Here is a 20,076-nt window from a genome sequence, read left to right as displayed (position 1 = left end):
CGCATGCATGTTCTGACTTTTGAAAATCTGTGTAAGCAGGGTCTGGCACAAGGTAAGCGGGTATTCATTCGCGCCGACCTCAATGTTCCTCTCAACAAGGAGGAGGGCATTGCCGACGACACCCGGGTACGGGCTTCTGCGCCAGCGGTAAAAATGGCGCTGGATGCTGGCGCCGGAGTGATGATCACCTCTCATCTGGGACGCCCCACCGAGGGCGAATTCAAGCCCGAAAACTCTCTGGCGCCTGTAGCCAAGCGTCTGTCGGAGTTGCTGGGTTGCCCAGTTCGCCTGCAAGCCGACTGGGTGGATGGCGGTTTTGAGGTGAAGCCCGGTGATGTGGTCATGCTGGAAAACTGCCGCATCAACAAGGGCGAAAAGAAAGATGACGACGTCTTGGCCCGGAAATACGGAAAACTTTGCGATATTTATGTGAATGATGCTTTCGGCACCGCCCATCGCGCCGAAGCCAGTACACATGGAATTGCCAAATACGCGCCTACGGCTTGTGCCGGTCCTCTTCTGGTCGGCGAGCTGGACGCCCTCGGCAAGGCTTTGCAAAGTCCCAAGCGCCCGTTGGTCGCCATTGTCGCTGGCTCCAAGGTGTCCACCAAGCTCACCATTCTCAAGTCTCTGGCAGACAAGGTAGATCAATTGGTGGTCGGAGGAGGCATTGCCAACACCTTCATCCTTGCCGAAGGTCACGGGGTTGGGAAATCCCTCTGTGAAGCCGATCTGGTACCCGAGGCGAAAGCCATTATCGCCGCTGCCAAAGCCAAAGGTGGCGATGTCCCTCTGCCCACGGATGTGGTGGTAGCCAAGGAATTTTCCGCTACCGCCCCGGCACGCACCTGTGCCGTCGCCGACATTGCTGAAGATGATATGGTTCTGGATATTGGTCCCGACACTGCCAAGACGCTTGGAGACATTCTCCGCAAAGCGGGCACCATCGTCTGGAACGGCCCTGTAGGTGTGTTCGAATTTGCGAATTTTGCCGGTGGCACCAAGGCTATTGCCCAGGCGGTTGCCGAGAGCGCGGCTTTTTCCATAGCCGGTGGCGGTGACACCATAGCTGCCATCAATCAGTTCCATATTGAAGACAAGGTATCTTATATCAGCACCGGTGGGGGGGCCTTTCTGGAATTTCTTGAAGGGAAAACCCTACCGGCCGTAGCCATTCTGGAAGAACGCGCAAAAGGAAATCACGCTTGATACGTCGGACGAAAATCGTCGCAACCCTGGGCCCTGCCAGTTCTGATGTGCAGGTCATCGATCGTCTGATCGAGGCGGGCGTCGATGTCGTCCGTCTCAATTTTTCTCATGGTTCTCCCGAGGACCATGTACAAAGAGCCAAAATGGTCCGCGAGCGCGCTCGCGCTCATGGCCGTGCCATAGGCGTGCTGGCTGATTTACAAGGTCCGAAAATACGTATCGGCAAGTTTGTCGATGGTAAAATTCAGTTGAAAGAGGGGGAACCCTTCATTCTCGATATTCACTGCACCATGGGGGATCAGACCCGGGTCGGGGTGACTTATCCACAGCTGGTCAGCGACGTGGAACGCGGTGCCACCCTGCTCCTCAATGACGGTATGATCGTACTCTGGGTGGAGAAAGTTCAAGCTGACGAAATTCATACCCGCGTTGTCCAGGGGGGCGAGCTGTCCAACAACAAGGGCATCAATCGTGCTGGTGGCGGCCTCACTGCGCCGGCGCTGACTGACAAGGATCGCGCCGATATCATCACCGCCGCACAGCTGGAAGCTGACTATCTGGCAGTTTCCTTCCCACGCAGTGCGGCAGACATGGATGAGGCTCGCCGACTGTTTCGGGAAGCGGGAGGACACGGAGCGCTGGTGGCCAAAATCGAGCGGGCCGAAGCAGTAGATGCCATCGAGGAAATTCTGGCGGTGTCCGAAGCCATCATGGTGGCTCGTGGTGATCTGGGTGTGGAAATCGGTGATGCCGCTGTTCCTCCCGTGCAAAAACGCATTATTGCCCTGGCCCAGAAACATAACCGCCTGACGATTACCGCCACGCAGATGATGGAATCCATGATCCATCAGCCCATTCCTACCCGCGCCGAAGTTTCCGACGTGGCCAACGCGGTTCTGGATGGCACGGATGCAGTCATGTTGTCGGCAGAAACAGCCAGCGGTGCCTACCCGGTAGAAGCCGTAGCCGCTATGGATCGTACCTGTCGTGAGGCAGAACGCCATGCGCCTTGTACCAATACCCTGCAGATTATTGACCGCCCCCTGGCGGGCGTCGATGAAACCATTGCTGCAGCCGCACTTCTGGCCACCCTGCGCTCATCCATTGCGGCCATTGCGGCTTTTACAGAAAGTGGCGCCACAGCTTTATGGCTGTCACGGGCTAACCCCAAGGTACCCATTTATGCCTTGACGCCTCAGGTCTATACCCGCCGTAAGGTAACACTGTATCGAGGGGTGCATCCCGTCAATTTCCCGCAGAGTCGGCACGACGACCCGCTGCAGGTGATGCGGGCGGCCGAAGACGAACTCCGCCGTCGCGGCGCGGTACGCGATGGAGATCTGATGCTGATCACCATAGGTGAACCCATCGGTTCACCGGGCGGTACCAACACCCTGAAACTGGTGCGTGTGGGCGACGTCACCCATCGCGCCTAGCCGAAGGAAAAACAACGCACAATGACGGGTCAGGTTGCAGTTTGCCGGCCGCGTCTATAGGATTGATCAAAACCCATTTTCATTCACGTTTAGGAGAAGTGCTATGGCTCTTGTTTCATTGCGCCAGCTTTTGGACCATGCTGCAGAACGCAGTTACGGTATTCCAGCATTCAACGTCAACAACCTCGAACAAGTCCGCGCCATCATGGAAGCCGCCGCAGCCGTTGATGCTCCGGTGATCCTGCAGGCTTCTGCCGGTGCCCGCAAGTATGCCGGTGAGCCCTTCCTGCGCCACCTCATTCTGGCCGCCATCGAAGAATATCCCGATATTCCCGTGGTACTGCATCAGGATCATGGTGCCAGCCCTGCCGTCTGTATCCAGGCCATTCGCTCCGGATTTTCCAGCGTCATGATGGATGGCTCCCTGATGGAAGATGCCAAAACCCCTGCCAGCTATGATTACAACACCGCCGTCACCGCCAAAGTGGTAGAAATGGCCCACGCTGTGGGTGTTTCCGTGGAAGGCGAACTGGGTTGTCTGGGTTCCCTGGAAACCGGGATGGCTGGTGAAGAAGATGGCGTCGGTGCCGAAGGTTGCCTGACCCACGACCAGATGCTGACCGATCCTGAAGAAGCCGCCCAGTTTGTGAAAGCCACCAAGCTCGATGCCCTGGCCATCGCTATCGGCACCAGTCATGGCGCCTACAAGTTCACCCAGCCGCCCACCGGCAAGGTGCTGCGCATTGACCGCATCAAGGAAATTCACGCCCGCATTCCCGATACCCATCTGGTCATGCACGGTTCCAGCTCGGTTCCCCAGGACTGGCTGAAAATCATCCACGAATTTGGTGGTGACATCGGCGAAACCTATGGCGTGCCGGTGGAAGAAATTCAGGAAGGCATCAAGAACGGTGTACGCAAGGTCAATATCGACACCGACTTGCGTCTGGCGGCTACCGGTGCAGTCCGCCAGAGCCTCTACAAGAACCCCAAGAACTTCGATCCCCGCAAGTTCCTCACCGCCTCTCTGGATGCCATGCGCGACATCTGTCGCCAGCGTTTCGAAGCTTTCGGTACCGCCGGCAACGCCAGCAAGATCAAGGTCATTCCGTTGGATACCATGTTCAAGCGCTACAGCAAAGGCGAGCTGGACCCCCGCGTCACGGGTCTCTGACAAAGCGGCCTTTCACTTGAAAATGGCGAGGGCGCAAGGCGCTCTCGCCCTGTTTTGGAGGTCGTATGACACAATACAAGATTTCTCCATCCATTCTTTCTGCTGACTTTGCCCGTCTGGGTGAAGAAGTACGGGCAGTGGATGAGGCGGGCGCCGACTATATTCATGTGGACGTCATGGACAATCATTTTGTCCCCAATCTCACCATTGGCCCGCTGGTGGCCGCAGCCATCAAACCCCACACCCAGAAACCTCTGGATGTGCACCTGATGATCGCTCCCGTGGATGCCATCATTCCCGAGTTTGCCAAGGCCGGTGCCAATATCATTACCGTCCACCCCGAAGCCACCATTCATCTGGATCGCACTATTCAACTGATCCATAGCCTGGGCTGCAAGGCCGGAGTGTCCCTCAATCCCGGTACGCCGCTGGATGTCCTCGACTACGTCCTGGAAAATCTCGATCTGGTGCTGGTAATGAGCGTCAACCCCGGCTTTGGTGGGCAAAGTTTCATTGACTACACCCTGCGCAAGATTGAGGCGATTCGCAAACGTATTGATGCCATCGGCAAACCCATCGAGTTGGAGGTGGATGGCGGAGTCAAGGTCGATAACATCCGGCGGGTGGCCGATGCCGGTGCTGACGTATTTGTGGCGGGTAGCGCCATCTACAATACCTCGGACTACAAGGCGACCATCGCGGCCTTCCGTAAAGCACTGGCGGGTTAAATGACCGTTCAACTCAATGCCAGCGCGCCCTTCCCGGCGCGGGTGGTGCTTCTGGATCTGGACGGGACCCTGATTGATACCGCTCCGGATCTGGCCGGAGCCGCCAATCATGTCCTCCGCAAACTCGGGCGCGAACCGGCAGAAATGTCGGTCATTCGCGGCTTCATCGGCAACGGGGTGCGCGAACTGATGCGCCGGGCTCTGAGCATTCAGCAGGAGCCCAGTGAAAATGAACTGGATGCCGCCATGGTAGACTTCAGTCAGTACTATGGCGCACATCTGCTCGATCACAGCCAGATTTACCCCGGTGTGCGCGACACCCTGAAAGCCCTCCAGGCCCAAGGGCGGGAACTGGTCTGCATCACCAACAAGGCCCAGGCTTTTACCCTGCCTATCCTGCAGCAACTCGATCTCTATGACTATTTTGGCCTGGTGCTGTCCGGTGACAGCCTGCCCAAAAAGAAGCCCGATCCGCTACCACTGCTGCATGCAGCAGGCCACTTTCATCAGCCCGTCAGTGACTGTCTGCTGGTGGGTGACTCGCGCAATGACACCCAGGCTGCCCGGGCAGCCACCATGCCGGTCGCTTGTGTGACCTACGGTTATCATGGCGATGAACCCGTGCAGGCACTCCATCCCGATGCAGTACTGGACAATATGAGCGAATTATTGGATATTCTCGCCTGACACAGGAGTTACGGAAATCATGCTGAAATTGGAACCTGCGGGAAAACGATGGCGTCGCTGCTGAAAAGCAGTGTCTTCCTTTGTATCGTTCCTACGAGGTGATCCATGATTTCTGAAGCCAGTTTTGCGGCCTTGGCTGCCCAAGGCTATAACCGTATCCCCCTGACCCGCGAGGTTCTCGCCGACCTCGATACCCCCCTCTCCGCTTACCTGAAGCTGGTCGATGGCCCCTACGCCTATCTGCTCGAATCCGTTCAGGGCGGCGAAAAATGGGGGCGCTATTCCATCATTGGCCTCCCCGCCCGGCAAGTCATCCGGGTGCATCATGGACTGGTCACCGTGCAGGTGGATGGCGAAGAAATCGAGCGGGCAAAGCCCCAGGATCCCCTCACCTGGATCAGCGCCTTCCGCGCCCGTTTCCGGGTCGCGCCACTGGAAGAAGTCAGGGATGACCGCTTCAGTGGCGGGCTGGTCGGCTATTTTGGCTACGATATTGTCCGGACTATCGAGCCACGCCTGGCGCGCAGCGAAGCCCTCGCCGACCCGCTGGACCTGCCGGAAATCCAGCTGCTGGTAGCGGATGAACTACTGATTTTCGATAATTTGCGTGGCACCATCCGCCTGGTGGTCCATGTGGACCCCGCGCAACGCAACGCCTACGCGCAAGGGGTCGCCAGACTCCAGCAGCTCCAGAAAAAACTCCGGCAAACAGCCCTGCCTCCGCCGCCCCCCGTACAAACCCGCCGGGTGCGCGAGGAAGACTTCAGCGCCAGCTTCAGCCGCGCGGGATACATGGCTGTCGTGGAGCGCATCAAGGCCTATATTGCGGCGGGTGACGTCATGCAGGTTGTGCCTTCGCAACGTCTGTCCACCGAACTGACCGCCCATCCCCTGGACATTTATCGTGCCCTGCGTAGTGTCAATCCTTCCCCCTACATGTTTTATGTGGACCTGGATGACACATTTCTGGTGGGTTCCTCACCGGAAATCCTGGTACGGGTCGAGGACCGGCAAATAACGGTGCGTCCCATCGCCGGAACCCGCCCGCGCGGAAAAACCCGGGCAGAAGACGAGGCCCTGGAAAAAGAACTGCTGGCCGACCCCAAAGAACGCGCTGAACATCTCATGCTGATTGATCTGGCGCGCAATGATGTGGGACGCATTGCCGAAGTCGGCACGGTGACCCTCACCGATGCTTTTGACATCGAACGCTACTCCCATGTCATGCACATTGTTTCCCAGGTCACCGGTCAACTCCGCCCGGAACTGGACGCCATGGATGCCCTGCGTGCCACTTTCCCGGCCGGGACGGTGTCGGGAGCCCCGAAAATTCGCGCCATGGAAATCATCCGTGAAATGGAACCGGTTTCCCGGGGAGTGTATGCCGGCGCCGTCGGCTACTGGGGCTGGAATGGCAACATGGATACCTGCATTGCCATCCGTACTGCCGTCATCAAAAACGGCACCCTGCACATTCAGGCCGGGGGCGGCATTGTCGCCGACTCCGAACCCGCTGCAGAGTGGGAAGAAACCATGAACAAACGCCGCGCCATGTTTCGGGCCGTCGCCCTGGCCGAAAATGGCCTGGATCCCGAAGGGAGGGTAGATCATGCTTCTCATGATTGATAATTATGACAGTTTTACCTACAACCTGGTGCAATATTTCGGTGAACTGGGGGCTGAGGTGCGGGTCGAGCGCAATGATGCCATCGACCTGGCAGCCATCGAAAAACTGGCTCCCAGCCATATCTGCATCTCTCCTGGCCCCTGCACGCCCAATGAAGCCGGTATTTCCGTGGCCGTCATTCAGCACTTTGCCGGCAAAATCCCGCTGCTCGGGGTTTGCCTCGGACATCAGGCCATCGGTCAGGCTTTTGGTGGCCGGGTGATTCGCGCCGAGCAGGTCATGCACGGCAAGACTTCACCCATATATCACAACGGACAGGGCGTTTTCCACGATCTGCCCGTCCCCTTTCCTGCCACCCGCTATCACTCCCTGATTGTCGAGCGGGAAACCCTGCCCGAAACCCTGGAAATCACCGCCTGGACAGAAGCGGGAGAAATCATGGGGTTGCGTCATCGCACCCTGGCGGTGGAGGGCGTGCAGTTTCATCCGGAATCCATTCTCAGCGAATGCGGCAAAACCCTCCTCCAGCACTTTCTGCAGGGAACAGCAGCCCAATGAACGTCCGCGATATTCTTGAACAAATTGCTGCCCAGCAGGATTTGTCCCGCGAGCAAGCCCAGGATGTGTTTGCCGCCATCATGGCCGGAGAATGGACGCCCGCACAAATTGGCGCCCTCCTCATGGGCCTGCGCATGAAAGGGCAGAGAGTCGAAGAACTGGTGGGTGCCACCCTGGCCTTGCGCGCCTGCATGACCAAGGTCTCCGTTGCGACCGACCATTTGCTGGATACCTGCGGTACTGGCGGAGATGCCCTCAGTACCTTCAACATTTCCACCGTGGCGGCGGTAGTAGCGGCTGCCGGAGGCGCCCGGGTGGCCAAGCACGGCAATCGTTCCATGGTCAGCCGCAGTGGCAGCGCCGATGTCCTGGAAGCCGCCGGCCTGCCCATGGATATGACTCCCGACAGCGTCGCCCGGAGTATTGAAAGTATCGGTATCGGCTTCCTTTTTGCCCCGGCTCATCACGGTGCCATGCGCCATGCTGTGGGTCCGCGCAAGGAACTGGCGATCCGCTCCCTCTTCAATCTGATGGGCCCCCTGAGCAATCCCGCCGGTGCCCCCCATCAGGTGCTCGGCGTCTATGCTGAACGCTGGCTGATGCCTCTGGCCGAAGCCGCCCGGGAACTGGGTTCTCGGCATGTGCTGGTGGTCCACGGGCATGATGGTCTGGATGAAATCAGTCTCTCCGCGCCCACCGATGTGGCCGAACTGAAGGATGGCGTTATTGCCCGCAGCCGGATTCAGCCCGAAGATTTTGGCATTACCCGTGCGCCCCTGGCCAGCCTGCAGATTGACAGCGTCGCCAGCGCCCTGGCGGCTGCCGAAGAAGTCCTGCAAAATCGCCCCGGGCCCCGCCTGGATGTGGTGTTACTGAACGCTGGAGCCGCCCTCTACGCGGCGGACGTAGTGCCCGATATCACCATGGGCGTAATACGGGCACGAGAAATACTCAAATCAGGCGCTGCCTGGCAAAAATGGCAGGAATTACTGGGCAAAAACCCTTAAGGATTTGTATGGCGGACATTCTCCAGGACATCATCACCCGAAAACAGACAGAAATCGTCGAACGCAAGGCCCGTCTGGGTCTTGCCGAGTTACAGGCCTCCGTCGCCCTGAGCGCCAAGCCCCGGGATTTCATTGGAGCCATCCGTAGCAAGCTGGCTGCCGGGCAGGCAGCGGTCATCGCCGAAATCAAAAAGGCTTCGCCTTCAGCAGGCATCATCCGGGAAGATTTCAACCCCGTAAGCATTGCTCAGGACTACGCTGCCCATGGTGCAGCCTGCCTTTCCATATTGACCGATGAGCATTATTTTCAAGGTGCGGATATTTATCTGACGGCGGCCCGGGAAGCCTGCGCGCTTCCCGTCCTGCGCAAGGATTTCTGCATTGACCCCTATCAGGTCTGGGAGGCGCGAGCTATCGGGGCAGATGCCATCCTTCTGATTGTGGCGGCCTTGTCTGACCAGCAACTCCAGACGCTGGAAGAATCAGCCCATTATCTGGGTATGGCGGTACTGGTGGAGGTGCACAACAAGGCAGAACTCCAGCGCGCCCTCAAGCTGCGCACGCCGCTGATTGGTATCAACAACCGCGATTTGCATCGTTTTGTTACTGACATTGAAACCACCCTGGAATTACTTCCAGAAGTTTCCGCCGAGCGCATTGTCGTCACCGAAAGCGGCATTCGCAGTGGTGAAGAAGTGGCGCGGTTACGGAATGCTGGCGTCGGCACTTTTCTGGTAGGGGAGGCCTTCATGCGTGAGGCAGAGCCGGGTGCCGCCCTGTCCCGACTGTTTCCAGAACCCGTTTCTAAGCCCTGAAAAACCATCCGCAAATGTCTTGCAGTTTACATAGCGCCTATATTGTCATCTAATGGTACGTTATTGTTTATAAGGGAGCGAGACATGCAGGCACAGGTGCAATGGATGGGTCCTGGTCAGATGAGCTTTGTGGCCAGCGCCGATAGCGGTCATGCAGTGGTCATGGATGGATCGCCCGACATCGGTGGACATAATCTCGGTGCGCGGCCCATGGAAATGCTGCTCATGGGGCTGGGCGGCTGCGCGAGCATCGATGTGGTGATGATTCTGCAGAAATCCCGCCAGGATATTGCCCGTTGTATCGTCGACATTCACGCCGAAAGAGCGGATGCCGACCCCAAGGTTTTCACCAAAATACATCTGCATTTCAGGGTATCCGGCAAAGCACTGGATCCCAAGCGAGTAGCGCACGCCATCAGTCTTTCGGCGGAAAAATACTGTTCAGCCAGCGTGATGCTGGGGAAAACAGCAGAAATCACCCACGACTTTACGGTCGTCGACGAATCCTGAGGAAGTTTTCATGCTACTGAGTAAAACCAGCGAATATGCCTTACAGGCATTGATCTACCTTGCCGCCCAGCCGGCGGGCGAACCGGTGTTGAGCCGGGATATTTCCGATTATCTACGGGTTCCGGCCCAATATCTGGCAAAAATCCTCCAGGATCTGGCCAAGCGCGGCGTCCTGGACTCCTTCAAGGGTCGGGGGGGTGGTTTTGTCCTGCGCCCCGGTGCCGAACAGATGAATATTCTCGATATTGTGGAAGTGGTGGAAGGGCAGCCCTTTGGTCAGGGCTGTGTACTGGGCCTGAAAGCCTGCGCTGACGAAACCGCCTGCCCCATGCATTATCAGTGGAAGCCCTTGAAGAAAGATGTGATGGGCCTGTTGGCCCAGCAAACCATCGGCAGCATGGCGGAAGCTGTACGTGCCGGTCGTTATCGCATCCATCTGCCGGGTGGCGGCGAGTTATCGGTCCGCCCCGTCGTCAGCAGACACCCGGTGTCGTAAGCAAGTTCTCCCACTAAATCCACAGCGCTCCGCGCGTCAGCACCTTCGAGAACACGCCCATCGCCATCCGCACCGGCATGGGCAGCTTCTCGGCACCCAGGGACTCCGCAGTGGCGGCGTGGCCGACCTCATCATCGCGCATCTGCGCAACCACCGCCCGGCTGCGCTCATCATCCATCGGCAAGCTCTCCAGATGACTGTTCAGGTGTTCTTCCACCTGATTTTCCACGGCTACCACCAGGCCGAGATTGGTTCCGCGACCCTGCCGGGCAGCCAGAAAACCCATACCCCAGCCGGCCCCATACCACAGGGGGGCCAGCAGGCTGGGGCGGCTGTTGAGTTCACGCAGGCGGGTCTGGCACCAGCGCAGGTGATCTTCTTCTTCAGTACGGGCATGTTCCAGCTGGGTCTTGAGTTCCGGATCAGCAGTGCCCGCCGCCTGTCCGGTATAGAGCGCCTGAGCCATCACCTCACCGGCGTGATTCACCCGCATCATTCTTCCCGCCTGCTGACGCTCCCAGGGACGCAGCAGCGTGTCAGGCACTTCTTCACCCGGATACGGCCGATCACTGCCGGCCTGCAGTCCGGTCAGGGTCCGCAAGGCATTATCCAGATTGGCAATAAGCAGATCACTGAGCATGACTTCTCCCTACGCTGTTTGTAAATGCTGATTCAGGTATGATGGTCCTCAGCAGAGAAAGGGTCAACGCTTATGGATGATGGTTTCTATCAAAGACATTTGTTTATCTGCCTGAATCACCGCGACAATGGCGAGCAGGCCTGCAATAACAGCGGGCTGGCCGACGAGATGTTTCATCTGGCCAAAAAGCACGCCAAAGCTTTGGGCATTCATGGCGATCATCAGGTGCGCGTCAATCGCTGCGGTTGCCTGGGACGCTGTCAGGAAGGGCCAGTAGCGGTGGTGTATCCCGAAGCGGTCTGGTACACCTTTGTGGATGGCGACGACGTGCGGGAAATTGTCGAATCCCATCTGCGCGATGGCGTTCCCGTTAAAAGGTTGCAGATCTGATGCTGCCCATCGACCGCAGTCATCTGTATGACGGGGGTGAACTTGCCGGCCTGGAGTGCGTCGGCGAGAAAGTTGTCATCCCCGGCCCCGCCGGTGATCTGGAAGGGCTGACCGCCTGTCCGGACAAGGAAACCCGGGGGGCGGTGGCGGTCATCCTCCACCCGCATCCGTTGTATGGGGGCACCCTGCATAACAAGGTGGTGCATTATCTCAGTAGAACCTGCAATCTGCTGGGCATCCCCTCTCTGCGCTTCAATTTTCGCGGCGTGGGCGAAAGCGCCGGTAGCTACGATGATGGTCGCGGAGAAACGGATGACTGTCTGGCGGTGCTGGATTGGGTACAGCAACGCCGCCCGGGCTTTGACATCTGGCTGACGGGCTTTTCCTTCGGGGCTTATGTCGCTTACCGGGCAGTCCAGCGCCATCCCCGAATCACCCGTCTTCTGACGGTGGCCCCGCCGGTCAATCTCTTTGATTTTCAGCAGCTGCCTCCGCCCGAATGTCCCTGGACCCTCATCCAGGGGGAACAGGACGAGCTGGTTCCAGCCGCCAGCGTCCAGCACTGGGTCGCGAGTTTGCCCGTCAATCCGGTGACGCTGCTGCTGCCTGCAGACCATTTTTTTCATGGTCAACTCAATACCCTGCAGACGGCGCTTCTGCAATCTCTCCAGGACGAAGTCGCGCAGATGCACTACACGGGAACAAACCCTTGTGCTGAATCCCGCATTTCTTGACCTGCAGCAGCTGCAAAAACAGTATGGTGGCCACCCGGTTTTGCGGGGTGTGACGTTTTCCGTGGCAGAGGGAAGCTGTTTTGCCCTGGTAGGCCCCAACGGCGCCGGCAAAAGCACCACGGTTCGCGCCATCCAGGGCCTGACGCCGGTGGACGGCGGGGAAATCTGCATCGCGGGACAGACACTTTCAGCGCTGGGCACGGCCGGGCGGGCCAAAATCGGGGTCGTCCCGCAAATGGACAATCTCGACCCGGATTTTACGGTGGAAGAAAACCTGTGGACCTATGGCCGCTATTTTCGTCTTCCCAAAGCCAAAATCCGCCAGCGGAGTGCAGAGCTTCTGGATTTCATGGCGCTGAGCAGCTATGCCCGACAACCCATTACGGCGCTTTCCGGTGGCATGCAACGCCGCCTGACCATTGCCCGGGCGCTGATCAACGCACCGCAACTGCTCTTGCTGGATGAGCCCACCACAGGGCTGGATCCCCAGGCACGGCATCTGATCTGGCAACGCCTGCGGGAATTGCGCCGGCAGGGAACCACCTTGCTGCTCACTACCCATTACATGGACGAAGCGGAGCGGCTTGCCGATCAGGTCGGCATTATTGACCAGGGACATATCCTTGAGCAGGACAGCCCCCAAGGCCTGATCAGCACCCACATTCCGGGAGAAGTGCTGGAATTGCGGCGCCTCGATGGCAACACCCCGGACCCGGAAAACTGGCATCAACCACATGTTGCCGTCAGTGAGAGGGTCGGGGACACTCTGATCTGCTACGGGCAGGAGCTGCAGCCCGTCATGGCACATTTTGCCCATGACCCGGCCTATCGCTGGCTGCAACGACCCGCCAGCCTGGAAGATGTGTTCCTGCGCCTCACTGGTCGCCATCTTCGCGAGGATGAACAATGAGGGGCTGGCGGGAAGCGGTTCCGGGTCCCGGTGCTTTCGCAGTGCTGCAACGCAATTTTGCCGTCTGGCGCAAGTTGCTCATCCCCAGCATGCTCGGCAATTTCGGTGATCCCCTCCTGTATTTGCTGGCCCTGGGTTACGGGCTGGGGCATTTTGTCGGACCCATGGACGGGATGCCTTACATCACCTTCATCGCCTCCGGCATTGTCGCCAGCAGCGTGATGAATACGGCGAGCTTCGAAGGCTTGTATTCCGCATTTACCCGCATGAATGCCCAGCACACCTATGCGGCCATGCTGGCCACGCCCTTGCGGGTCAGTGACATTCTCGCTGGAGAGGTCCTCTGGACGGCCGTCAAGGGTTTGATCAGCGCGCTGGCGATCGTCATCGTCGCCTGGTTTTTTGGCGCCATTCAAGGCCCCTGGGTCTGGCTGAGCATTCCCGTCATCCTGCTGGCCGGACTGAGCTTTGGCAGTCTGGCCCTGGTCATGACCGCCATGGCCCGCAGTTATGACTTTTTCATGTATTACTTCACCCTGGCGGTGACTCCCATGTTTTTATTCTGCGGGGTATTTTATCCCCTGCACTCGCTCCCGGTCTTTGCCCAGGACATCGCCCAGGTATTACCCCTCACCCATGCCGTGGCCCTGCTCCGCCCTTTGCTCACCGGACATCTGCCCCAGCAGATCGGCTATCATCTTGCAGTGTTGCTACTCTATACCCTCCTCGCCTATGCAGTCGCCTGGTACCTGCTGGTAAGGCGACTGTTACGCTGAGAGTGGTCCCGGCCATATTTCCCTGCTTTTTCTTGACAGCAGGAGCCATAAACGGTTTAATCTGCGCCTCACGGCGCTTTAGCTCAGTCGGTTAGAGCAGCGGAATCATAATCCGCGTGTCCGGGGTTCGAATCCCTGAAGCGCCACCATAAAAATCTGGCAGTTAAAATTTCATATTGATTTCAGTTGAGATTGCTTAGCGGCGCGCATGCTGCGGCGCTTGATCACCTGTGATCCGCATTAACTCTCCCTCGTGCACCTCATATTCGCCCAGATGCGCACGCATCAGGCTTTTCCAAAGTTTGCCGTGGTTGGGTACCGAGAAGTGGAGCAGCTCGTGGACGATCACGTAGTCCCACAATTCTGGTTTCAGTGCAGGCAGTTCGTCGCTGAAATTCAGATGGCCGGCGATGGAACACGAGGCCCATTTGTTGCGCATCGGCCGCACCCCCAGCCAGACGATCCTGACATCCAGCTTGTCAGCCCAGTGGCGGACTCGCTGCTTGAATTCCGTCTTCTTTGAATCAGCGTCCATCGGCGTCATCTGCGGTTTCAAATCCGCTCCGCCTTTTCCAGTAGCGTAAACAGCTCATCCACCAGCGCCGTCACCCGGTCCAGATCGTCCGTTTCCGCAAAGAGGGCGAAGGTCACTTTCTTGCGGAGTTCGCGCAGGGCGTTTTCGCTGCGTTTCCAGTTCGGAAATTCGGTGAAAGCGAGGCGAATCGTGCGGCTGACCGCCTCGGCGTTCTCAATCTTCGCGTCCAGCAGGCTGCGGTAGACAAAATAGGTCAGGCCATCGAAAGACTTTTCGGCCTGTTCTTTCTTCCGCGTTTCATTACCTTCCACTTCCCGCAGCAATTCGGCCAGGGCCTCGGCAGTGCTGGTTTGGCGCTGTTCGAAACTCTCCTGCACCGCCCGCGCACGTTCCGCCATGGCGATGAGGTAAGGGTCATCACTGCTTTCTTCGGCCAGTTTTTCAATGCTCTTGATCAGGTTGATGACCTTGGTGCCATCCCCGCCGCTTTTGTTCTTGATCAGCTCGATGGTGTTGCCATTGATCGCGACCGTCTCGCCCAAACCACCCACACCATAACTGCCGACCTGATCCTGCACCAGATGGTTAGTCTTGGCTTGAAACTCACGGTCGACCATCACGGTTCGGGTGTAGGCCTTGCGGACGATCTGATAGATGGCCGATAAGGTGCCATAGTCGGCAATGAACGGGCGTAGGAAGGCATCGGGCGAGATGATCTCGTAGAGCATCTCGATTTCTTTGTATTCCTTGAAGAACGCCTTGCGCCGCTCGGGATCGCGGAAATGCTCGATGAGCGTGTCCACATCCTTGTCGTTGAAGTTGCGCTCGATCAGGCCGAGATACTTCGATGCCTCGGCCTCCATCTTGTTCTTGAACAGCACCTTCAAGAGCTTTAGGTCTTTGACGACGGCGTTGATCTCGTCGCTGTCGAAGGCCAGCGCCTTTTCCAGCTTGTCGAAGATCCCGACAAAATCCAGTACGAAGCCGTGGGGCTTCACCATTTCTTGGGCCTCGTTCTCGTAGGGGCGATTCACCCGGGCGATGGCCTGCAGCAGCGTGTGGTCGCGCATCGGCTTGTCGAGATACATCGCGTAGAGCACCGGCGCGTCGAAGCCGGTGAGCAGCTTCTCGGTGACGATGAGGATCTTCGGCATCTGGTCGAGCTTGCCGAAACTCTTGCGAATCTGCCGCTCCCGCTTCGGGTCGAGGTGGAATTCCTTCAGCAGCTTGGAATCGCTGTTGCTGCCGGTGTAGACGACCTCGGAATATTCCGGCGGCACGCCCATTTCCTTGAACGCCGCGTCGAGCGCGTGCTTGTAATGGGCGCAGGCCTCGCGGTCGACGCCGACGAGGAACGCCTTATAGCCCAGCGGCTCGACATTCTGGCGGTAATGCTTGGCGACAAACTGCGCCACCTGCTGAATGCGCTCCTTGCCCTTGAGGAAGTTCTTCAGGTTCACCGCCCGTTCGAGAATCTTGTTCAGCTCCTCGATGTCGGCCACGCCTTCGGCTTCGGCCAGCGACAGGAACTCCTTGTCCAGCGTCTCGTGGGGCACCAGCATTTCGTTGGGGGCGAGCTGGTAGTAGAGCGGCAGCGTGGTGCCGTCCCCGATGCTGTCGGCAATGGAATACTTGTGCAGGTAGCCCTGATCGTCCTCGCAGCCGAAGGTCTTGAAGGTGCCCTTGCCATACACCGTCTTATCCACCGGCGTGCCGGTAAAGCCGATAAAGCTCGCATTCGGCAGGCCAGCCATGAGGAAGTTGCCCAAATCGCCGCCGGTGGTGCGATGGGCTTCGTCGATCAGCACAAAGATGTTCGCGCGCGTGTTCAGGTTCGCCGGCATGTCGCGGAACTTGTGGATCATCGTCACGATGATGCCCCGGTAGTCGTCGCGCAGCAGTTGGTTGAGCCGGACGATGCTGCTGGCGTGCTCCAGGTTGCCCAGGCCCAGCGCGGCGAGGTTCTTGAGCATCTGATCTTCCAGCTCGTTGCGGTCGATCATCAGCAGCACGGTCGGCTTGTCCGCCCCTGGCGCGCGGAACAGCCGCTCCGCCGCCTTGATCATGGTGAAGGTCTTACCGCTGCCCTGGGTGTGCCAGACCAGGCCGCGCGTGCGCCGGGGGTCGAGGGCACGGCCGACGGCCGCCTCCACCGCGCCGGTCTGGTGCTGGCGCAGGATGTATTTGTTGAGTTCCTCGTCTTTTTCGGCAAAGACGATGTAGTCCTTGAGGAAGGCGAGCACCTGCGGGATGGCGCAGAAGCTTTTCACCTTGGCCTCCAGCTTGCCGACCTCCGCGTCCTTCCAGTTGAAGATGTTCCGCCGCACCGTGTTCCAGCTCACCCCGTAGGAAAAGCCGATGGCGTCGGTGGCGGTAAAAAGCTGCTGCGATACGAATAGCTCGGGCGTCTCGCGGTGATAACGGCGAATCTGGTCCACCCCCAGGGCAATCGCCTCGTCTTTGTTGGCGTTCTTGCACTCGATCACCAGCACCGGGATGCCGTTGATGAGAAAGACCACATCCTCCCGCGTGCCGTAGTGGCCGTTGTGAAAGGCCCATTCCTCGGTGACTTCATACACATTGCGCGCCGGATCGTCGTAATCGACCAGCATCAGGTCGCGCTCGCGCTTCTCCTCGTGGTCGAAGAATTTGCCCCGGTTGCGCAGATGCTCGACGAATTCCCGGTTGCCGTAGATGTCGGCGTGCAGATGCCGAAATTTCCCGAGTAAGGCGCCCTCGGCCTCGGCATAGCGCGGGTTGAATTCCCGCAGCTTGGCGTCGAGCAGGTCGTCGAAGAACAGTGAACGGTTCTTGGCGCGCTCAGCGGGCGGCACGTCCGGATCAAAGCCACGCCGCTGCTCGGCTTCCTCGCGGGACACAAAGATCCAGCCGATGGCCTCTGCGTAGCCGAGGATGCGGGACTGGACGGTTTTGTGTTCGGAGGGGGTGGGCATAACAGAGCCTTATAGATTCGAAATCGTGTCGTTGGCCATCTCAACTTCAATGGGGTCCAACCCAATGCTTGAGACATCAGCTTTCCGTAGGTTGGCCAAAATTTCGTCAACTTCATCGCCAAGTGGGCTCGCTTTTTCGATTCGTAGAGTGACCTGAAATGGAAGGCCATATTCCTCCAAGACAGTGGCGGCTAGTGGCATAAAAAGGCGCTTCACCGATGCACCGAAAACCGAGTAGTCACCTGGTTTTCTTCCGGCCTTCTCGAAGACGCTTCTTTGAATGTTGTCGAGAGCCGCCAAATATCTCGGGAAATGAAACTCTCCCCACTGCCGAACAAATTTGAGTACGGTTTCCAGTGCTTCTGTTGGTGAAATATCCTTCTGGTAGTCGAGTTCCGCTTCTACCAATGCTGACAGCGTCTTATTCTGAACCAATGTCTTGATTTTCATGTAGAGATGGTTTTCGTTGCCGATTCCATCTCGCCCTTTTCCACCCATCAAATGAACAAATATCAAAGAGCAGATAGTGTGCAACTGCGTCATGCTCGGAAATCCGGACCAGCATAGATCGTAGTGATACTTGTCAATATTGGAAGCTAACGCAGTGGCCAGACTTAACTGATGTCCGGGTTCCATTCCAGAATTGGAGCGCATAACCTCCATAGGAAGAATATCTTGGTTATAGAGATATTTCAGCTTTTCAAGTGAATGCCCAGAAAGGTCGTGTTTCTCTAGCTGTATCAATAGGGATTCTGGTGCATCGTTAGGTTGTGTGAATGCAGGGAAATCGACAAGCGGAAGCTCGGGTTGTGGTTCTGGATTTAGAACGAAGACGTGACCAACGTAGTGCTTACGCATGCGTCCGGCACGCCCTTTTATATTGTTAAATGTAAATAAATCAAATGGCTTCTGATTCCCAATCCGTTTGTCGAAAATTATTACGTTCTTCGCCGAGGTATTTACTCCTTCAATGATCGTCGATGTGCAAATGAGGAATTTAACTTCTTTATCATTGAATTTGCGAAGTAAGTGATATGCGACTGAACGGGGTAATGCCCCGTGATGTACAGCAATACCTGCGTTCAAAAGGTCTGCAAGAACCCACTCTGGGTGGTAGTTGCTTCGGAGCCAATCGGCAAACTCTGAAGCAGATTCCGAAGGTGCCGCGACCCCTGCATTGAACAAGGCTTGAGCAAGCGCATATGCGCTCTTTGGTGACTTGCAATATATTAGAGTGGGTTCGTCAACTGCTTTGCAAATGTTGATTGCATTCTCTGTTTCGTCACCTTGCGTTATTAGCCGAACCTCCGTCGCTACTGTTGCAAAATCTGTTCTAAAAAAACGAAACTTCAAGGCATCTTCGTCGATAGTAATATCTTGAACATTGGGGCCAATGAGAAAGAACTGCGCACCGGACTTGAATAGCTTGTAAAAAGCCTCATTGAGAACAAAAGTCCGATCGTCACCACGATTTGGGCTCAGCTTGTAGAATTCATCAAGAACAAAGAATTCAGGGGGCGGCATCTCCTGGAATTCAACGAACCGCTCTTGTGTCAAAACGTAGATATTTTTCTCTTCCGTGTGCTGTGAAGGATGGGTGATGATTTTGGTTCCTCGTCATTTCAAGTGGGTAGCCTGAGATCCAGCTTGCCCAGGATCAGGTAGGCCATGTTGATAAAGTTCTTGTGCGTGCGGTAACCCCGAGCCTTGGCCTTGGCGGATTGAATGAGGCTGTTGAAACCTTCCAGAATTCCATTGGTGATCTGGCTCTCGAACCATCGGAGCACGCCATCCCAGTGATTCATGATGGTGTAGGCGACCTTGACGATAGGCGGCAGATCGCTGGTTCTGGCGTTTTCCAACCAGGCTTTCAAGAGGGTAGCCCCCTGATGGCGATTCTTGATCGTGAAGATGTCCTGAAAGGTCAGGCGGAACTGGTAGGCCTGCGCCGTCTTGAGGTTCTGGTCTTTGAGTAATGCCTGCAGCTTTTCTTTCTGCTTCACCTTGAGGTTGCAATCGTTCTTGAGCCAGAGCCAGCGGGTCTTTTTGAGATTTGGCTGAGTGAGGACTTCCCCCTTGCGCACGTCGTCCACGGCCTCGTTGACGAGCTTCATGAGGTGAAAACGATCGAAAGTGATCTCCGCATTGGGCAGGTGCTCGGCAGCCCCTTTCTGGAAGGCCGGCGAGAGGTCCATGCTCACATCGGTGATCGCTTCCGCGCTACCACCATGGGCCTGTAGATCTGCGGAGAATCTCTCAAAGGTCTTGGCATCCTTGCCGGGAGTAGCGAACAAGAGTCGCCGGGCATCCAGATCCACGAAGAGCGTGATGTAGTCGTGGCCGCGCCGACTGCTGGTTTCATCGACGCCGACGGCATGGACATGGGCCATATCCACTCTGGTACGGGCTTCTGGCACATAGTGGTCAATCACCCGCCACAGGAGCGTGTCGGTCTCGCCGACTAGGCGGGCTACGGTCAATACCGGCATCTCCCGCACCAGGGTCATGATCAGCGCTTCGAAGAGCAGGGTGAAATGCGAGCCTTCCCGTGCCCAGGGAACAGATATCTGATGCACTCCATGCTCCTGGCACTTCACACGAGGTACGCGGGCATGGAGATAGGCTTCATGCTGGAAGAAATCCATGTGCCGCCAAGTATGGTCACGGGTATCATGTACCGGACACTCCTCACCACAGACGGAGCAAGCAAAGCGACTACCCTTGGGAAAGTTGATGTGCAGATCCAGGCGTTTCTCCTCCACCGTGAAAGTCACATGATCCACCAACCACGGCGGAACCAATCCTAACGCGAGAGAAAACAGCTCTTCAGGGACCATCAGCTAACTCCAATTCAGGGCACGACCGCTCCACAGCATTCTACCCCCTACCC

Annotated in this window: 20 protein-coding genes and 1 tRNA gene; 16 read left to right on the top strand and 5 right to left on the bottom strand. The window is 57.3% G+C overall.

Features of this window, described 5'->3' with window-relative positions:
* Window positions 1-3 precede the first annotated feature (3 nt).
* The 11 genes from B1757_RS06495 to B1757_RS06445 all read left to right on the top strand — a co-directional run bounded on the left by B1757_RS06495 (window position 4) and on the right by B1757_RS06445 (window position 10,247).
* Window positions 4-1,209, top strand: a complete 1,206-nt coding sequence (locus B1757_RS06495; protein WP_101537546.1) for a phosphoglycerate kinase — start codon at window positions 4-6, stop codon at window positions 1,207-1,209.
* Window positions 1,206-2,645 carry a pyruvate kinase gene (gene pyk / locus B1757_RS06490; protein ID WP_101537545.1) on the top strand — a complete coding sequence of 480 codons (1,440 nt, stop codon included), beginning with the start codon at window positions 1,206-1,208 and terminating at the stop codon, window positions 2,643-2,645. Before B1757_RS06495 ends, pyk begins: the two co-directional genes overlap by 4 nt.
* A gap of 103 nt (window positions 2,646-2,748) precedes the next feature.
* Window positions 2,749-3,819, top strand: a complete 1,071-nt coding sequence (fba, locus tag B1757_RS06485; protein ID WP_101537544.1) for a class II fructose-bisphosphate aldolase — start codon at window positions 2,749-2,751, stop codon at window positions 3,817-3,819.
* A gap of 65 nt (window positions 3,820-3,884) precedes the next feature.
* Window positions 3,885-4,547: a ribulose-phosphate 3-epimerase gene (gene rpe / locus B1757_RS06480; protein ID WP_101537543.1), complete on the top strand. Its 663-nt coding sequence runs from the start codon at window positions 3,885-3,887 to the stop codon at window positions 4,545-4,547.
* Complete coding sequence (locus B1757_RS06475; protein ID WP_101537542.1) at window positions 4,548-5,234, top strand: phosphoglycolate phosphatase; 687 nt, start codon at window positions 4,548-4,550, stop codon at window positions 5,232-5,234.
* Between the two features lie 105 nt (window positions 5,235-5,339).
* Window positions 5,340-6,860, top strand: coding sequence for an anthranilate synthase component I (gene trpE / locus B1757_RS06470; protein WP_101537541.1), 1,521 nt, complete (start codon window positions 5,340-5,342; stop codon window positions 6,858-6,860).
* A complete protein-coding gene (locus tag B1757_RS06465) occupies window positions 6,844-7,419 on the top strand; it encodes an anthranilate synthase component II (RefSeq protein ID WP_101537540.1) in 576 nt (191 codons plus the stop codon). The genes trpE and B1757_RS06465 overlap by 17 nt, the downstream gene beginning before the upstream one ends.
* Window positions 7,416-8,426: an anthranilate phosphoribosyltransferase gene (gene trpD / locus B1757_RS06460; RefSeq protein ID WP_101537539.1), complete on the top strand. Its 1,011-nt coding sequence runs from the start codon at window positions 7,416-7,418 to the stop codon at window positions 8,424-8,426. Before B1757_RS06465 ends, trpD begins: the two co-directional genes overlap by 4 nt.
* A gap of 8 nt (window positions 8,427-8,434) precedes the next feature.
* Window positions 8,435-9,241: an indole-3-glycerol phosphate synthase TrpC gene (trpC, locus tag B1757_RS06455; RefSeq protein ID WP_101537538.1), complete on the top strand. Its 807-nt coding sequence runs from the start codon at window positions 8,435-8,437 to the stop codon at window positions 9,239-9,241.
* 84 nt (window positions 9,242-9,325) lie between these two features.
* Window positions 9,326-9,751, top strand: a complete 426-nt coding sequence (locus B1757_RS06450; protein WP_101537537.1) for an OsmC family protein — start codon at window positions 9,326-9,328, stop codon at window positions 9,749-9,751.
* 10 nt (window positions 9,752-9,761) lie between these two features.
* Window positions 9,762-10,247 carry an RrF2 family transcriptional regulator gene (locus B1757_RS06445; RefSeq protein WP_101537536.1) on the top strand — a complete coding sequence of 162 codons (486 nt, stop codon included), beginning with the start codon at window positions 9,762-9,764 and terminating at the stop codon, window positions 10,245-10,247.
* 13 nt (window positions 10,248-10,260) lie between these two features.
* Here B1757_RS06445 and coq7 read toward each other — a convergent pair whose 3' ends face one another.
* Entirely contained in the window at window positions 10,261-10,887 is a 627-nt protein-coding gene (gene coq7, locus B1757_RS06440) for a 2-polyprenyl-3-methyl-6-methoxy-1,4-benzoquinone monooxygenase (RefSeq protein ID WP_101537535.1), read from the bottom strand.
* 72 nt (window positions 10,888-10,959) lie between these two features.
* Between coq7 and B1757_RS06435 the strand changes: the two genes are divergently transcribed.
* From B1757_RS06435 to B1757_RS06415, 5 genes are all read left to right on the top strand, one after another.
* Window positions 10,960-11,277 (top strand): (2Fe-2S) ferredoxin domain-containing protein, encoded by a 318-nt coding sequence (locus B1757_RS06435; protein ID WP_101537534.1) that lies wholly within the window; start codon window positions 10,960-10,962, stop codon window positions 11,275-11,277.
* Window positions 11,277-12,011 (top strand): alpha/beta hydrolase, encoded by a 735-nt coding sequence (locus B1757_RS06430; protein ID WP_101537533.1) that lies wholly within the window; start codon window positions 11,277-11,279, stop codon window positions 12,009-12,011. The genes B1757_RS06435 and B1757_RS06430 overlap by 1 nt, the downstream gene beginning before the upstream one ends.
* Window positions 11,989-12,921 carry an ATP-binding cassette domain-containing protein gene (locus B1757_RS06425; protein WP_253253750.1) on the top strand — a complete coding sequence of 311 codons (933 nt, stop codon included), beginning with the start codon at window positions 11,989-11,991 and terminating at the stop codon, window positions 12,919-12,921. Before B1757_RS06430 ends, B1757_RS06425 begins: the two co-directional genes overlap by 23 nt.
* Complete coding sequence (locus B1757_RS06420) at window positions 12,918-13,697, top strand: ABC transporter permease (RefSeq protein WP_101537532.1); 780 nt, start codon at window positions 12,918-12,920, stop codon at window positions 13,695-13,697. The genes B1757_RS06425 and B1757_RS06420 overlap by 4 nt, the downstream gene beginning before the upstream one ends.
* 72 nt (window positions 13,698-13,769) lie before the next feature.
* Window positions 13,770-13,846, top strand: a tRNA-Met gene (locus tag B1757_RS06415).
* Window positions 13,847-13,893: 47 nt separating this feature from the next.
* On the opposite strand, the gene B1757_RS06410 is transcribed toward B1757_RS06415, so the two are convergent.
* From B1757_RS06410 to B1757_RS06395, 4 genes are all read right to left on the bottom strand, one after another.
* Window positions 13,894-14,253 (bottom strand): M48 metallopeptidase family protein, encoded by a 360-nt coding sequence (locus tag B1757_RS06410; RefSeq protein WP_253253749.1) that lies wholly within the window; start codon window positions 14,251-14,253, stop codon window positions 13,894-13,896.
* Window positions 14,250-17,186 carry a type I restriction endonuclease subunit R gene (locus B1757_RS06405; protein ID WP_101537531.1) on the bottom strand — a complete coding sequence of 979 codons (2,937 nt, stop codon included), beginning with the start codon at window positions 17,184-17,186 and terminating at the stop codon, window positions 14,250-14,252. Before B1757_RS06405 ends, B1757_RS06410 begins: the two co-directional genes overlap by 4 nt.
* Before the next feature lie 9 nt (window positions 17,187-17,195).
* Window positions 17,196-18,710: a helicase-related protein gene (locus B1757_RS06400; protein ID WP_101537530.1), complete on the bottom strand. Its 1,515-nt coding sequence runs from the start codon at window positions 18,708-18,710 to the stop codon at window positions 17,196-17,198.
* A gap of 98 nt (window positions 18,711-18,808) precedes the next feature.
* Window positions 18,809-20,023, bottom strand: a complete 1,215-nt coding sequence (locus B1757_RS06395; protein WP_101536405.1) for an ISL3 family transposase — start codon at window positions 20,021-20,023, stop codon at window positions 18,809-18,811.
* Window positions 20,024-20,076: the final 53 nt, after the last annotated feature.

The organism is Acidithiobacillus marinus, from assembly GCF_002847505.1.
In the GTDB taxonomy this organism is placed as follows: domain Bacteria; phylum Pseudomonadota; class Gammaproteobacteria; order Acidithiobacillales; family Acidithiobacillaceae; genus Acidithiobacillus; species Acidithiobacillus marinus.
Note: the sequence above shows the minus strand (reverse complement) of the source record. Positions and strands in the feature narration are given on the sequence as shown.

What these genes read in the sequence shown, in the direction of transcription:
- coq7 (WP_101537535.1), bottom strand. Translation starts at nt 10,887, where the DNA reads ATGCTCAGTGATCTGCTTATTGCCAATCTGGATAATGCCTTGCGGACC.
- B1757_RS06395 (WP_101536405.1), bottom strand. Translation starts at nt 20,023, where the DNA reads ATGGTCCCTGAAGAGCTGTTTTCTCTCGCGTTAGGATTGGTTCCGCCG.
- B1757_RS06475 (WP_101537542.1), top strand. Translation starts at nt 4,548, where the DNA reads ATGACCGTTCAACTCAATGCCAGCGCGCCCTTCCCGGCGCGGGTGGTG.
- trpC (WP_101537538.1), top strand. Translation starts at nt 8,435, where the DNA reads ATGGCGGACATTCTCCAGGACATCATCACCCGAAAACAGACAGAAATC.
- B1757_RS06435 (WP_101537534.1), top strand. Translation starts at nt 10,960, where the DNA reads ATGGATGATGGTTTCTATCAAAGACATTTGTTTATCTGCCTGAATCAC.
- B1757_RS06445 (WP_101537536.1), top strand. Translation starts at nt 9,762, where the DNA reads ATGCTACTGAGTAAAACCAGCGAATATGCCTTACAGGCATTGATCTAC.
- B1757_RS06450 (WP_101537537.1), top strand. Translation starts at nt 9,326, where the DNA reads ATGCAGGCACAGGTGCAATGGATGGGTCCTGGTCAGATGAGCTTTGTG.
- B1757_RS06420 (WP_101537532.1), top strand. Translation starts at nt 12,918, where the DNA reads ATGAGGGGCTGGCGGGAAGCGGTTCCGGGTCCCGGTGCTTTCGCAGTG.
- rpe (WP_101537543.1), top strand. Translation starts at nt 3,885, where the DNA reads ATGACACAATACAAGATTTCTCCATCCATTCTTTCTGCTGACTTTGCC.
- B1757_RS06400 (WP_101537530.1), bottom strand. Translation starts at nt 18,710, where the DNA reads ATGCCGCCCCCTGAATTCTTTGTTCTTGATGAATTCTACAAGCTGAGC.
- B1757_RS06405 (WP_101537531.1), bottom strand. Translation starts at nt 17,186, where the DNA reads ATGCCCACCCCCTCCGAACACAAAACCGTCCAGTCCCGCATCCTCGGC.
- fba (WP_101537544.1), top strand. Translation starts at nt 2,749, where the DNA reads ATGGCTCTTGTTTCATTGCGCCAGCTTTTGGACCATGCTGCAGAACGC.
- trpE (WP_101537541.1), top strand. Translation starts at nt 5,340, where the DNA reads ATGATTTCTGAAGCCAGTTTTGCGGCCTTGGCTGCCCAAGGCTATAAC.
- trpD (WP_101537539.1), top strand. Translation starts at nt 7,416, where the DNA reads ATGAACGTCCGCGATATTCTTGAACAAATTGCTGCCCAGCAGGATTTG.
- B1757_RS06430 (WP_101537533.1), top strand. Translation starts at nt 11,277, where the DNA reads ATGCTGCCCATCGACCGCAGTCATCTGTATGACGGGGGTGAACTTGCC.
- B1757_RS06465 (WP_101537540.1), top strand. Translation starts at nt 6,844, where the DNA reads ATGCTTCTCATGATTGATAATTATGACAGTTTTACCTACAACCTGGTG.
- B1757_RS06495 (WP_101537546.1), top strand. Translation starts at nt 4, where the DNA reads ATGCATGTTCTGACTTTTGAAAATCTGTGTAAGCAGGGTCTGGCACAA.